This window comes from Luteolibacter pohnpeiensis, from assembly GCF_016595435.1.
GTDB lineage: Bacteria > Verrucomicrobiota > Verrucomicrobiia > Verrucomicrobiales > Akkermansiaceae > Luteolibacter > Luteolibacter pohnpeiensis.
This window is the reverse complement of the sequence record NZ_JAENIJ010000033.1, coordinates 1-14,311: the sequence shown is the minus strand read 5'-3', so window position 1 is coordinate 14,311 and position 14,311 is coordinate 1. Positions and strand designations below refer to the sequence as shown.

The window sequence follows — 14,311 nt, the reverse complement described above, 5'->3', positions numbered from 1 at the left end:
ATCAGTCTTTCAAGAACTGGTGGCGGCTCGCGTGCTGCATGCCGAGCGTAAGCAGCGTTTCCGAATCGCCACCCAGTTCTTCGCCGATGATTTGATATTCCCGTTTCAGGTTGGTGTGGATCAGATAGGGATTGTCCGTGTTGATGCAGTAGGCGATTTCATCTTTCGCCAAATCCCGGACAAACTGTGCAATGCACGCGTAGTCCGGCACCACCCTCGTTACTAGGTTTACCGTAGGGCAAATTTCCAGGCAGACGTCATTTTCCTTGAGTAAGGAGAGGATTGCTTGCTTTTGAGATCCCTCCGCGCGCCGCAATTCGATGCCGTGGCCAATCCGGTCCGGGCGGATGTTTTCCAACACACTGAGGATGCCGGCAGGCCCGGTGCCCTGGCTTTCACCAACGTGGTAGGTGATCTTCAGTCCGGCTTGGCGGGCCTTTTCCATCATCGCGGATACTTCGCTCATCCAGGGCTTGCTCAATTCCAGTGAGCGCGATTCAGGTCCGGCCATATCGATACCGACCACTCCGTTCGCACCGTTGAGCGAACCACGGCTGCGCCATTTGATCGCGGCCTCGATGATCTGCCAGTTGGCTTCCAGCGAAAGGTCGCGGCCGAGAGAAAGAATGATCCCGGTGGCGACTCCGTAGTGAAGCGATGCGCGCTCAAGGCCTTGCATGACTGCCAGAATGATCGCGTCCATCGTGTGCAGCCCATGTCGCATCCGCTTGTTCGGATTGAAGCGCAGCTCGACCGCATCCACCTGTGCCCGGCGGAAGGCTTTTGCCACGACTTGATAGGCCGATACACTGGCGGCAGAGGGCGATGACTGGATTTCTTCGGTCACTTGGAAATAGCGGCCAAGGAAGTCGTCCAGTGACTTCACCTCGTCGGGGGTCGCGGTGAGTGAATCATGAAATGTATTGAAATCCACATACTCGGTTCGCAAGCCATTGTCGCAAAGGATTTCCCACAAAACCGACGACGGAACCGCCCCGCCCAAATGGATGTGAAGATCATGCATGCTCGACTCAACACGATCCTGAATGCTTTGGCAATGCGCCACCTCGGCAAGACCGTGATTTTGCAGCTCAACGGCGTCGGCTCATCGGCAAAGGATCATCTTTACATTTGTTGAGGGGCATGATGGTTAGGTAATCAGATTGAAATATTTGAAAACCCACCCAAAGCGACATGTGGCTCTTCCACTAGCGGCTGGCCTGCTGTCATTTTTCATTTCTTGGCAGGTGACGAAGCGAGACACCTCGGCCATCGAAAAGTCGCCGAAGTTGCGTGTGCCCATTCGGCGCCAAGGTTCTCATGTGCTCGGAAGTGCGAGAAGCGCCGGGTCACTCTATCAGTGGCAAGAGCAGGTGGAGGGATCATCGGTCACTGAGCTGTCTGATCTGGCCCGACAATTGATTTCGAGTTCGCATCGCAATGACCTGGCGATGTGGCAAACTCTGCTAGCAGCCTGGTCAGAGCAAGATGGGCAGGGGATGATCGATTTCATCGAGAAGGATGTGCCTATTTCCCAACGTGAAACGCTCTTGGAGATCGGATGGTTTGCTTGGGGCGCAGCGGAACCAGATGCTGCATTTGTTTTGGGAAAAACCTTGTCTGGCCCGCGTGAACAGCAGTTTCTGATGGGAGTGGCGGCAGTGGATGCGCGGAAGGCGGCGGAGTTTCTTTCTCAAATGCCGAACTCGCAAATGTCCCGCTATTACATCAGCCGCCAGATCGTTCAAGGGGCCCCAGACTTGGTGGATGGGATGTTACAAAGTGCGATTTACGATGGCGGGAGAGTGGGATTCCAATCTGAATGGGTGAAACAGCTTGCTGCCACAGATCCGGCCAAAGCGGTCGAATATGCTGATAATATGGGAATTATTTTTCAAGATAACATACGGATTGCGATTGATGAGATTGCCAAAAAGGATCCGGCGGCGGCGTTGGAACAGATCCAAATGATGCCATCAAACCGGTCCAAAGCTCTCTCATCCGTAACGTTGGCCAAGGATTGGGTGAGGGTGGATCGAGACAAGGCATTGAGCTGGATCCGTGGATCACTGACTGGGCCCGTTCAGCACTACGCCTTGGTTGAGGCAGCCGAAGCGACGGGCACGACAGATCCTGAAGGTGCCCTTGGTTTGGTTTTAGAAGCAGGTTTGGAGCCGGTAGCGGATTTCTATGATGTTCGTGGTAGCAGCATTATGATGTCTGAATCCTCAGCTTTACCTGATGCCGGGAAAACAGCGGCGTATTTGTTTCAGCGTTTGGCGCAAACGGATCCGGAAGGAGCTGAGCGGTATCTACAGGATCACATTCCAAGTGAGTTGCAGGAAAAATTTCGAAGTTATCTCCAACCATGAACTTGCACATTTTGATCGGAGCACTTTTCGGGGCCGTGTTGGGCATCGCGATCGGCAAGGTCTCTGGGGGCAATCCAGATGCTGCTGCCAAGCATATGATTGAGAGATCGGAGAAAACCAAAATTTCGAATCGGACCAGAACCGTCAGGGAGGATAAGTTGGTGGATGTCCAGGCCTGCAGGGATGCCATTGCTGCCTCAGCGATCCCGGATGGGCGACATCCGTTGCTGCGAAAGATGGATCGTGAGCGGGCGCTGAGAAGATGGCTTGAGCTCGATTCATCAAGTGCACTTGCGGAGGCGGAATCAAACCAGGATGACTCCTTTGCCATCGATCTTTTCAAGCAATGGGTTGAGTTGGACCCGATTTCAGCGGTGGAAGGATTGGGGAAATTGAATCCTTCACTGGCGGACAAGCTATCCCGCGATTTTTTCATCACTTTGATGGGGAGAGATCCAGTTCTTGCGGCGCAAGAGTTCCGGAAAGACCGATGGCAGCTAGGACAAAAGTCGCTTTCAGACCGGCTGGAATTCAACCGGGTGATCTCGCTAGCCTGGTTTAATGCGGATCCAGATGCAGCGATTGCCTCTCTAGATGGAGTGGACTTGCGCGTGCGAGATGCCGATAACCTAACTGAGGGATCGATCTTAATCGGGTGGGGGAAAGTGGATTTTGACGCGGCTTGGACCTATCTAACAGAAAAGACGGGTAGCATCGACGATAGCTTAACATCTCCTGGTGGTATGGATTTATTAGCGGAAGGACTTCTGTGTGGTAAGTCAGAAGCTATTGCGGTGCTGGCGTCGCTTTCCGATTTGGACGGAAGAGATATGAGAAATCGCGTGAGTCAATTGGCTGACACAATGGTCCGCGTCGATATGCAGGAATCCCTAGATTGGGCGCTTGAACAACCGGAGGACGATCCCATACGGAAGAATATTCTGAGATACGTAGCGTCTAAAATGGCAGCGGCAGATCCAGACCGGGCACTTGAGATGCTTGATGAATCGAAGGGGACGGGTGCCAGATATGTAATCGAAGGGATCACACGTGAGAGCTTTGCCGCTTTAGCATCCTCTGACCCGGTAGCCTCAGCCGAACGAATTCTGGATTTACCAGTTGGTCAAAGAAAAGCAGCGATGGGTGGCTGGCTTACCCGCGTCTTTGCGAGTGATCCTGATGCCGCGTTGGCGCAATGTCGGAATTGGATGGAAGATCCTGAGTTAAGCGCGGATCTGCCAGCGGCATGGGCTCTTTCTTTTTCCTGGGAACATGGCTCAGGGGTCCGTGATCCGGGCGAGATGTTGGCAGCCATGCCGGAGCTCAATGATGCGGTGAACGGAATGGTACTTTCGACTTGGGCCAAATCCGATCCCGAATCGGCTGCGAATTGGGTCACCGAACGACTTGAGCTTGGCGAAAAGGTTCCATTCAATGACGGGCCATTTATTGACGATAGTTTCTTGATGGACCTTTCCATCAGCCGTCCAGAGTTCACGGCCAATTGGGTGATGGGTCTTCCCGATGGAGAAATCCAGCGAGAAGCCGCCAGGACTTTGATCTCGAATTGGGCTGCATTTGATCCGGATGCAGCTAATAATTGGATCAATTCGCTACCTCCCGGCCCTGTTCGTGGAGCCGCGGAGGAGGGGCTATCAAAAACGACGAAGCAAAATCAGAGTCCATTCTGATAGGCATCAGCCGGTGAACCTTTGGTTCAGATAATCCGGTGGGACGTGGTCGGTGAGCCAGACGCCGTTTTCTGATTGATAGAAGCGGTGACCGTGTTGCTCCATCAACTGGGCTGCAACCTCCAGCACCACCGGCTTGCCATGACGGGCGCCTACTTTTTTCGCAGTCATCCGATCAGGACTCAGGTGAACGTGTTGGCGGGATTGTTTGGTTAGACCCTCACGAACGATGGCAGGCATGGTCTTGTCCGCGGTGCCATGATACAGCCACTTGGGTGGTGATTTCGGGGTGAGTTTCAAGTCGATATCGATCGAGTGCCCTTGGTTTGCGCGGATGCGGAGGCCATCGTCGGAGAGGCGGAATCGTTGTTTGTCATTTTCCTGAACGACCCGCTCAATGATGGCTCGATCGACGTGTTTTCCCTGCGCATTCAACCTTTCGATCAAGTCGTTCAGATTCGCCCAACCATTTTCATCAAGGGTCAATCCGATCGAGCCGGGATTGTGGCGCAAAACCAGGCTCATCAGGCGGCTGAGTCGTTGTTCATATTTACTCATGGTCAGCTTGGTGATGATTCAATGGATGGCAGCCGGGTGATTTTGGGAATACCCGATCTGATCTGGAGTTGTGCATTGCCAACGATGGGGAAAATCGGCTTGCTGTAGCCATGGGTTTGAAAATGATGAATTTCAAGTATCTCATGCGTCAGCAGGGAGTTTTGCTCGGCCTGATCGGCTTGATGTTTTTGATCTTCTTTGCTCAATGTCTGTTTGGAAATGAATGGTGGGAAGGTGGAATGGCGGTGCCTGGTGAAGTGGTGCGCGCCTGGAATCACTTGCGCTCCGGGAGTGCTTCCAGTGTCGATTTCAAAGAGTTTCCGACCTTGTTGAGCTGTGCATTCCTCCACGGGAGTTTCGAGCATGTGTTGTTCAACATGATATGGTTTTGGATTTTTGGCGCGTTGTTGGTTGAATTGTTAGGTTGGCGGTGGATGCTCGGGATTTTTCTAACAACTGCTTTCTTTGGTTCGCTGACTCATGTGATTTTGAACCGCGAGGAATTTGTGCCGATGCTTGGCGCGTCTGGATCGGTGATGGGATTTGAGGGCGCTTATCTAGGGTTGGCGATTCGTTGGCCGCTGCCGAATCCACATATCTGGCCGATTGCCAGCCCGGTTTCGCCAGCGACGCTCGGTTTGCTGGCGGCTGGTGGAGTTTTCATGGATTACACTTCGCTGATGGATGGCAGTGAGATGTCGGTGGCATACGGTGCGCACATCGGCGGCTTCATTTCAGGTTTGCTCATTGCCGGTCTGATTGCTCCGCGGCCGCGGGTTTCCATTCCAGGATTTCGGCGATTCTGAGACGATGGTAGTGGCGTTCGATTGAATTCAGGGATAGGGTTGGTGAGTTTGTCCATGAACAGCCAGCAATGCATCATCCTCGGAATTCTTATCGCCACGGTGGCGATGTTTATCTGGGGGAAATGGCGGCATGACATGATCGCCCTGGCGGCGTTGTTAGGGTGTGTGGTCACCGGATTGGTGCCGGCGGACGGGGCATTTGCGGGATTTGGCCATCCGGCCGTGGTGACGGTGGCATGTGTGCTGGTGATGAGCAGGGCGCTGCAGATGACGGGGGCGGTGGATTTGATGACTCGACGGCTTCTGCCATCGAAAGGCGGAGCATTGGCTGCGATTGGTATCTTATGTGGCTTGGCTGCGTTTCTTTCCGCATTCATGAACAATGTCGGCGCATTGGCGATGCTGATGCCGGTGGGACTTCAAATGGCGAAACGGCATGATCTTCCGCCTGGCAAAATACTGATGCCCTTGTCCTTCGCATCCATTTTGGGAGGAATGACCACCTTGATCGGGACACCGCCGAATTTGATCGTTTCCGGTTTCCGGGCGCAGACGAAAATGGGTTCGTTTACCATGTTCGATTTCGCCGCTGTCGGGATTCCCGTGGCATTGGCTGGGTTGGCACTGGTGGTTTTCGGGCGCAAGCTGGTTCCGATTCGCCAGATTTCCGGGGTCGAGGGGTTTGCCACTGGTTCATACATGACCGAAGGGCGGGTGGAGGAGGGGAGTAAGATGGTCGGCAAGACCCTGCGTGAAGTGGATCAACAGCTGGAGGACTTCGACGCGCAAGTGGTCGGCATGGTTCGAAATCGATTCCGTGTGGTGGCCCCCAATCGCAGCCGGGTGTTGATGCCAGGGGATATTCTGGTCATTGAATCTGACCCTGAGTCGCTGGCATCCGCGTTGTCAGGATTGGGATTGCAATTGGTCGAGGCAAAGGATGCGCCTGATGAAAGCGCAAATCCTTCAGATTCTGAGAGTGAAACGGAGGACCCAAACACTGAAGCCACAGCGGAAAAGCCACCTACCGATACCAGTGAAATGGCCTTGATGGAGTTGGCAGTGCGGCCGGATGCGGAAATCATCGGCCGTTCAGCCACAGATATCCGTTTGCGCTCACGGTATGGCATCAATTTCCTAGCGCTATCCCGTCAGGGAAGTCGCTCCATTCGGCGGCTGCGGTCGTTGAAGATCCATGCGGGTGATGTGATGCTGATGCAGGGGCCACAGGAATCGGTTATCGCCTTTGCCGCCGAGTTCGGTTGTGTGCCCTTGGCTCCGCGTTCGATCCGGCTACCGGATAAACGCAGCGCCTGGCTTGCGATCGCCTTCATGGCTGCTGCGGTTTGCGGTGCTGCCTTCGGTTTATTGCCTGCCTCCATTTCTTTTGCCACGGGGGTGCTGCTGTGTATGGCATTCCGCGTGGTTTCGCTGCGTTCGGTCTATGAGGCGATCGATTGGCCGGTGATCGTTCTGTTAGGCGCACTGATACCCGTGGCGGGAGCGATGGAGACGACCGGCGCCGCCGAGCGCGTCGCAAGTGGCTTATTAAACTGGGTGGCGCAAGGAAATGCTGTCGTTGGTCTAGCCGTGGTGCTGATCGTGACGATGACACTTTCTGATTTCATGAACAACGCAGCGACGGCGGCGGTCATGTGCCCCATTGCGCTCAGCACCGCTGCGCAACTCGGTGCCAGGCCGGATTCATTTCTGATGGCAGTGGCGATCGGAGCATCTTGCGCGTTCCTCACACCGATCGGGCATCAAAACAACACTCTCATCCTAGGTCCGGGCGGTTTTCGATTTGGAGACTACTGGAAACTGGGACTGCCTTTAGAGATCGTGGTGGTTGCCGTCGCATTGCCGATGTTGCTGTGGGTCTGGCCGCTGTAATGCCACTTCGGGCCAAATGGGTTAGAATTTGTTAGCCCGATACTTCGATAATTTGTCGTCAGGCTTAAAGGAGGATCCTTTTTTGTCCTGGCGGGTGTGTGTTTTGTCAAAAATTGCGAAACAAAACGAAAAATCATACAACGTTCATGTTTTGACTTGATGGTATCCGGGAAAATCTTACAACGTTTTACACAAAGAGTAATTCCTGACGATGCCGAGCATTTGGCATCCAAAATCCACCTGATCTTCCACCATGAAAAAAACTCCCCCCTCCTGGCTCCTGCTTCTCGGTGTTGGCATGATTGCCAGTGCCAGTGTTTCCAAAGCGGCAACGATTTACTTTCAAAATGAGGCCTCGACAGCAGATGGTGGAGCTCTTGGAGGAACCTATGCCGGCACTCTGGCGGATATCGGATTCGATGCGTCTTTGTGGAATCGCAATGGCACGGTGAATTCCGATGAGGGTGGAGTGGCGACCCGACCGGACGTCGCCGGACCAGGTTTGGCTTATGATATTAACCTGATTGCGAGTAATCTGGATGCCTACATTCCTGCAGGGATGCAATTGGAGAGCGTGACCATCCTGCTCTATACCACCGTGGTGGCGCCGGACGGCGAGACACTCGGTTTTTCTGTATATGATGGCTATCAGGCGGCGCTCGGCAACTTCATCGGGACACTGGAGGTGAACTCCATCACGGATGAATACCAATTCATTTCGATCACCGTTACCGGCGAACAGTTTGAGGGCGGAATATCCATCACGTCAGATGGTTTAGCGACCAGTGCGCAGCTCAACGTGGCTTCCGAAATGAGCACGGTTTCCGGTGGAATTTACACACCCAGCATCTCGCTGACCTTTGTGCCTATTCCCGAACCCGGAACCATTACTTTAGCCGTGATAGGATCGTTGGCCTTTCTCAGGCGGCGTCGTGCGTAAACCAATCTCCCCCCGTTACGAACAAGGTAAATCAAGAAAGGATACGCCTCCAAATGAAAACAAGAACCAGTTACATGGCAGCTCTAGCAGCTGCTGCAATGATTTCTCCATCCATTTGATCAGACCTTGCTGTGGGTGAATGGCATGACTGCACGTAGGGTGCAAAGAAAGCTGTCCGAGAGGATGTCAGGATCTGCTCGGGCAGCTTTCGTTATACCGATCGTCAATGCCTAGATCTGCATGGCTTGGATGGATCGTATCATGTTGATCCATTATGCTATTTTTCATAAGGGTTAATCCTATCCAATGTTTTCAAATGGATTAACCGTATATAAGTGGTTATCTGAAAATAGCAGGGTGGTGATTCTGCCGCTTGTCGAAGCAAAGAAATGTTGATTGGGTGCGTTGAATTGAAATCTGCCAGATAGAAAAATGAACTGCATCTTAAGGGAAATTCTCAGTCCTGGCCGTCTCACGGAAGTCGTTGATATCGGAGCAAATCCTGTGGATGGCGAGCCTCCTTATCGGCCGATGATGCAGGCAGAGCTGGTTCAGGTCACGGGGTTTGAACCTCAGCAATCGGCGCTGGAAGAACTTCTGGCGAAGAAAAGTCCCGCCGAGCGTTACCTCCCTTACGCCGTGGGAGATGGACAGTGCCATACCCTGAAAATCTGCGCGGGCTCGGGGATGACGAGTTTGTTAGAGCCGGATGTTAGAAGCTTGGATTTGTTCGAGGTCTTGAAACCCTACGGTCAGGTGATCGACCGTGTTCCTATTGATACCAAACGCCTTGATGAGATTGATGAAATCGAACTGCTGGATCTGCTGAAAATCGATATCCAAGGCGGTGAATTGGCGGTGTTCCAGCATGGGAAAAACAAGCTATCCCAAGCCGTGGTGATCCAGGTGGAGGTGTCTTTCGTGACGCTGTATGAAAATCAACCGGGGATGGGGGAGATTGATATTGAGCTTCGGAATCAAGGTTTCATTCCTCATTGTTTTGCCGCAGTGAAGCATTGGCCGATTGCACCATGCGTGGTCAATGGGGAGCCACGGCGCGCCTTGAACCAACTCTTGGAGGCGGACTTGGTCTATGTTCGTGATTTTTCACGACCTGAGAATCTAACCGACGAACAGCTGAAGCATTTGGCGCTCATCGTTCATCACTGTTATCGAAGTTTCGATCTGGCTTTGCGATGCGTGATGTTGTTGGAACAACGGGGGGCAGTCGCGGCCGGCTCCCAAGTCCGATATCTGGGATCACTCGGCAGGAAATAACCGACTTTAGGCTTACGACATCCTATTCCCATGGCGAAGATCAGTTTATGCATGATTGTGAAGGATGAGGCGCATGTGATCCGGCGCTGTCTGGAAAAAGCTCTCCCTTTGATGGATCATCTATTGGTCGTCGATACCGGTTCCACCGATGGAACCCAGGAAGTCATCCGGGATTTCCTTGAAGAATCCGGACTCCCCGGCGTGGTGATCGATGAGCCGTGGAAGGATTTTGCCTACAACCGCAGCTTTGCAATGAGTAAACTGCGGGAACATGCGGACATCGATTACGGACTGATGTTGGATGCGGATAACTATCTCGTTTTTGAGAAATCCTTCGATGTCGATCAGTTCAAGCGTGGCCTCAGTGCTGATCTCTATGATGTGCAAGTCCGGACAGGACCATGTCTTCATTACTGCCCACTGCTGTTTAGCAATCGCCGCCCCTACCGCTATTTGGGAGTTCTCCACGAATTTCTCGAAGTGAATGGATCGCGTGAAGTTGCCAAGGGCTTCCTGAGTGTGCAAATGCAGGACAGCGCCCGGAATCGCAATCCGAACAAGTATCGGGATGACGCCAATGTTTTGGAAAACGTTCTTAAAACCGAGAGCGATCCATTTTTTATTTCCCGATACACCTTTTACCTGGCGCAAAGCTACCGCGACGCCGATGAGCTGGAGTTGGCACTGGATGCCTATCTGAGGCGAGCCCATTTGGGAGGGTGGAAGGAAGAAGTGTTCTTCAGTTTTTATCAGGCCGGGTTGTTGCGGGAGAAACTTGGGCACGAGCCTGCCGCAATTCTTGAGAGTTACCTATCGGCTTTTGAGGCAAGTCCTTCCCGTGCGGAATCTTTGCATGCTGCCGCGCGCTTTTGCCGCAATCACGGCAAGTATCATCAAGCCTATCTTTTCGCAAAGCAGGGGATTGAGCGAACCTTACCCGAGCAACCACTATTTGCTCAAACCTGGGTTTATGATTACGGCATGATGGATGAGTTTTCGATTGCCGCATACTGGGCTGGAAAGCTTAGGGAATCGTTCGATGCCTGCGTGAAACTTTTAAAAAAATCCAGCATTCCTCCTAACGAGCGGGAGAGAATTCGCCGGAACGCCCAATATGCGATTGATGCGCTGGGACAGCCGAAATTGGCAAATCTTCTCCCAGCCGCTTGATTTTCCCGCGCCCGCGTCTGCTGCGAATGCGGAATGTCTCGTTTGGGTGACTCCGGGAACAGTGTTCAATGAGACTGAATCAAAATTTGTTTAAATAAACATTGCGTGCCATTGAAGATTTTGGTCTGATCCCTTTAGATGCTTGGACTAACCGTTCAGGATCTACATGGCAAATTCCCCCAAGTTTGAAGTCATTCGCACTCCCCCAAATCAGCACAGCAGCCGTGGATCACTGATTTTCAGTGATTGAAAATAAAGCGCCTCCCCCCGGCCTCCCCCTAAAATTCCCCCCAATATCCCGCATACTCCCCCCGTTCTCCCTGATAAACAAATATTGAAATCACGATAAAACATGAAAACAAAACCACTAGGTCGTTCAAAAATCGCCTGCTTGATTTCGGCTGGAATTCTAGCATCAGCAGGTCTTGCAGGTGCTCAGACGTTTTACTTCGAAAATGCTGGATCGACTTCCGGCGTTGCCGCAAGCGGTGGCACTTATGCTGGAACGCTTTCGGACATCGGTTTCGATGCCCAGCTCTGGAACCGTGGCACAAGCTCCGTAAACTCTGACGAAGGCGGCGTTGCCACTCGCCCAGACGTTCCAGGCCCGGGAGGTGCGTATGACCTCAATTTCATCATCACCAACCTGGATGCCTATGCCCCTGAGGGAACTGTGTTGGAGAGCGTCACCTTATATCTCTACACCACGGTGATTGCGCCCGATGATACTGATATTTCCTTTTCCATGTATGACGGATATCAAAGCAGTCTGGGCACTTTCATTGACTATTTGACGGTCAATTCCAACACCGCTGAGTATCAATTCATCACCATCACGCTGACCGCTGATCAAATTACTGGCGGATTTTCCATCACGTCCGATGGATTGTCATCGAGCGCCCAAATGAACATCGCTTCCGAAGTGAACACGGACGATGGTGGGGCTTATACCCCAGGGGTTTCCGTTACTTACGCTCCTATTGCCGTGCCAGAACCTTCGATTGCAGCAATGGGGGCATTGGGAGCGCTCGCTTTGGCTGCATCACGCCGCCGCCGCGCATAAGCACAGCCGGATTAAATGCATTTCACTGAATAAACACGCGAATGATGAAATCGAAATACATTGCGGCTTTCGCCTTAGCAGCCATTGCAGCACCTTCTACCGTTAGAGCCGCTGATCCAGTCAATGCCTCGGCGGGTGTGAATATGGGTCCATCGATCGACGGATATATTTACAACTACTTACCCATTGCATTGGGTGGTAGCGAATGGACAGAGATCAATACCGGATTGGCGAACTTGATTGTTCCCGTAGGTCAATTCACCGGGATCAAAGACGACGGGAGCCTGGTCTTGCCGTTGGATTTGATTCCTTTGAAGACCACGTCTTTAAAAGTGGTAAACGATTCCGGCACCACGGTTTTCGAAGTGGATGACTCAGGTGTTGTTACTGGTGGTGGTCTCGCAGGACCTACTGGTCCAACGGGTCCTGCCGGAGCCACGGGCGCGACTGGCCCTGCTGGAGCTACAGGGGCAACGGGTGCGACAGGTCCTGCCGGAGCCACAGGGGCAACGGGAGCTGCCGGTGCAACGGGTCCTGCTGGAGCCACAGGCGCGACCGGTCCTGCCGGAGCCACAGGGGCAGCCGGAGCCACGGGCGCAACCGGTCCTGCTGGAGCCACGGGTGCAACCGGTGCCACAGGTTCTCAAGGTCCAGCCGGGGCAACGGGAGCCACGGGTTCTCAAGGTGTCGCAGGTCCTTCGGGAGCAACCGGTGCTACGGGACCACAAGGTCCTGCTGGTGCAGTGGGTGCCACGGGCGCTACCGGGGCACAAGGAGCCCAAGGTGTCGCAGGCGCAACTGGTCCACAAGGCCCGCAAGGGATCGCAGGTGTAACTGGTCCTACAGGTTCTGCCGGAGCAACCGGTGCCACAGGAGCGACTGGTCCAGCCGGTGCCACTGGGGCGACTGGTCCTGCCGGACCAACTGGTCCAACCGGTGAAACTGGCCCAAGCGGCACCATTACGACCGTGAGTTTGGGGGATATCCCTGTTGCATGGGGAATGGCTACTATTCCTGCCGGAACTCTGACGACACTTGGTGGTTCTGCTACCAGCGTAGAGATCAGCAGTTTCCAAATGGATGTTACGGAAGTTACACTTGGTCTATACCGCGCAGTTTTCCGCTATGCGATGTCCAATGGTTATAGCTTTGAAGGTGCTTCAGCCAATGCTACCGAATATGGCTATTATAACACATTCACTAGACATGCCGGCGGTGCAGGTAAAGATATGGATCACCCAGTTTCTTGTGTTACTTGGTATGATGTGCTGAAGTGGGCTAATGCACGCAGCGAAAGTGAAGGTTTGACCCCGGTCTATTATACGGATGCAAGCTTCACTTCTCTCTATAAGACTGGGAACTCGACGACCGTGTACGAAGATTCGGCTGCAACTGGCTACCGCCTGCCAACGCGTGCGGAGTGGGAATGGGCGGCTCGTGGTGGCAACATGACGGCGAACATTTACCCATGGGGCACCACCACCATCGACCATGATTACGCGAGCTATGGATACTGGTCAATTACCGGCAGCCCGGCCGCGCATACATTCTGGAAGGGGGTCAACCCTTGGGGACTATGGGAAATGGCGGGTAACCAGGCTGAATGGACCTCGACAGCATCCGGTGCAAACAAATACGTTTGCGGTGGCGATTTCTCAGATGGAGTTGCAGTTCTTCGGGTGAGTGGATCTATCACCATGAATCCGGATACGCGGGAATCTCGTGTTGGTTTCCGTCTCGTCAAGAAGCCCTGATTCATGGAATCTTAACGATTCTCTAGACGGCTGATGTCTTGGTGACACGGCATCTTGAGATGATCGTGCTAAATCCGGCAGTGGTGACAACACTGCTGCCGGATTTTTGATGAAATCGAAATTAAGGTTCTTGATCGATGTAAAATTCGCTCAAAATCGAATGGCTGAAATCCGGACAGCCATATCGTGAATGTCTCTGTTAGAGGCAGTGATCGGATCTGCTTTTGATCAAGATTTATTTCATGGCTCTTTCAATCCGATGAATCGGATCAATCTATTGAATTCCACCATAAACCAAAGCATGAAAACAAAAATAAGTTATATGAAAGTGCTGGCTGTGGCAGCACTATCCTTGCCTGCCATCGCAAATGCAGCCGATCCGGTGAATGCTTCAGCCGGAATTAATATGGGGCCATCCGTGGATGGTTATATTTACAACTACCTACCTATTGCACTGGGTGGTGGAACCTGGACGAACTTAAATACGGGCCTGGCCAATTTGATTGTGCCAGTCGGCCAATTTACGGGTATCAAGGACGATGGTAGCTTGGTGCTGCCATTGGATTTGATTCCATTAAAAACCACGAAGACCACCGTGGTGGATTCATCCGGGAATAATTTCCTGACGATCGACGGTGCGACTGGACAGATCACAGGGAGTGGCAAATCCCTTCTGGTAGGCGCAACTGGCGCAACCGGAGCAACCGGAGCAACCGGAGCAACCGGAGCAACCGGAGCAACCGGAGCAACCGGAGCAACCGGAGCAACCGGAGCAACCGGAGCAAC

The 14,311-nt window shown here is 53.0% G+C and carries 11 protein-coding genes and 1 pseudogene; 10 read left to right on the top strand and 2 right to left on the bottom strand.

The features are described 5' to 3' along the window. Position 1: 1 nt before the first annotated feature. Entirely contained in the window at positions 2-1,024 is a 1,023-nt protein-coding gene (locus tag JIN85_RS16585; RefSeq protein ID WP_200272860.1) for an adenosine deaminase family protein, read from the bottom strand. 172 nt (positions 1,025-1,196) lie between these two features. Here JIN85_RS16585 and JIN85_RS16580 point away from each other — a divergent pair, with 172 nt between their 5' ends. Both JIN85_RS16580 and JIN85_RS16575 read left to right on the top strand, forming a co-directional pair. Next, positions 1,197-2,372, top strand: coding sequence for a hypothetical protein (locus JIN85_RS16580; protein WP_200272858.1), 1,176 nt, complete (start codon positions 1,197-1,199; stop codon positions 2,370-2,372). Then, positions 2,369-4,063, top strand: a complete 1,695-nt coding sequence (locus JIN85_RS16575; protein ID WP_200272856.1) for a hypothetical protein — start codon at positions 2,369-2,371, stop codon at positions 4,061-4,063. Before JIN85_RS16580 ends, JIN85_RS16575 begins: the two co-directional genes overlap by 4 nt. A 6-nt stretch (positions 4,064-4,069) precedes the next feature. Here JIN85_RS16575 and JIN85_RS16570 read toward each other — a convergent pair whose 3' ends face one another. Beyond that, complete coding sequence (locus JIN85_RS16570) at positions 4,070-4,621, bottom strand: RNA 2'-phosphotransferase (protein ID WP_200272854.1); 552 nt, start codon at positions 4,619-4,621, stop codon at positions 4,070-4,072. Between the two features lie 110 nt (positions 4,622-4,731). Between JIN85_RS16570 and JIN85_RS16565 the strand changes: the two genes are divergently transcribed. From JIN85_RS16565 to JIN85_RS16530, 8 genes and pseudogenes are all read left to right on the top strand, one after another. Then, entirely contained in the window at positions 4,732-5,427 is a 696-nt protein-coding gene (locus tag JIN85_RS16565; protein WP_200272852.1) for a rhomboid family intramembrane serine protease, read from the top strand. A 54-nt stretch (positions 5,428-5,481) separates the two neighbouring features. Further along, positions 5,482-7,320 carry an SLC13 family permease gene (locus JIN85_RS16560; RefSeq protein ID WP_200272851.1) on the top strand — a complete coding sequence of 613 codons (1,839 nt, stop codon included), beginning with the start codon at positions 5,482-5,484 and terminating at the stop codon, positions 7,318-7,320. A gap of 253 nt (positions 7,321-7,573) precedes the next feature. Next, a complete protein-coding gene (locus JIN85_RS16555) occupies positions 7,574-8,260 on the top strand; it encodes a PEP-CTERM sorting domain-containing protein (protein ID WP_200272849.1) in 687 nt (228 codons plus the stop codon). 432 nt (positions 8,261-8,692) lie between these two features. Then, complete coding sequence (locus tag JIN85_RS16550; protein WP_200272847.1) at positions 8,693-9,538, top strand: FkbM family methyltransferase; 846 nt, start codon at positions 8,693-8,695, stop codon at positions 9,536-9,538. A gap of 30 nt (positions 9,539-9,568) precedes the next feature. Then, complete coding sequence (locus JIN85_RS16545; RefSeq protein WP_200272845.1) at positions 9,569-10,708, top strand: glycosyltransferase family 2 protein; 1,140 nt, start codon at positions 9,569-9,571, stop codon at positions 10,706-10,708. 352 nt (positions 10,709-11,060) lie between these two features. After that, positions 11,061-11,771: a hypothetical protein gene (locus JIN85_RS16540; RefSeq protein ID WP_200272843.1), complete on the top strand. Its 711-nt coding sequence runs from the start codon at positions 11,061-11,063 to the stop codon at positions 11,769-11,771. A 41-nt stretch (positions 11,772-11,812) separates the two neighbouring features. Next, the gene (locus JIN85_RS21980; RefSeq protein ID WP_200272823.1) at positions 11,813-13,525 is read left to right on the top strand and encodes an SUMF1/EgtB/PvdO family nonheme iron enzyme; all 1,713 of its coding nucleotides are present in this window, start codon (positions 11,813-11,815) and stop codon (positions 13,523-13,525) included. Between the two features lie 301 nt (positions 13,526-13,826). Then, positions 13,827-14,311, top strand: a pseudogene (locus JIN85_RS16530) (hypothetical protein); the annotation flags it as partial.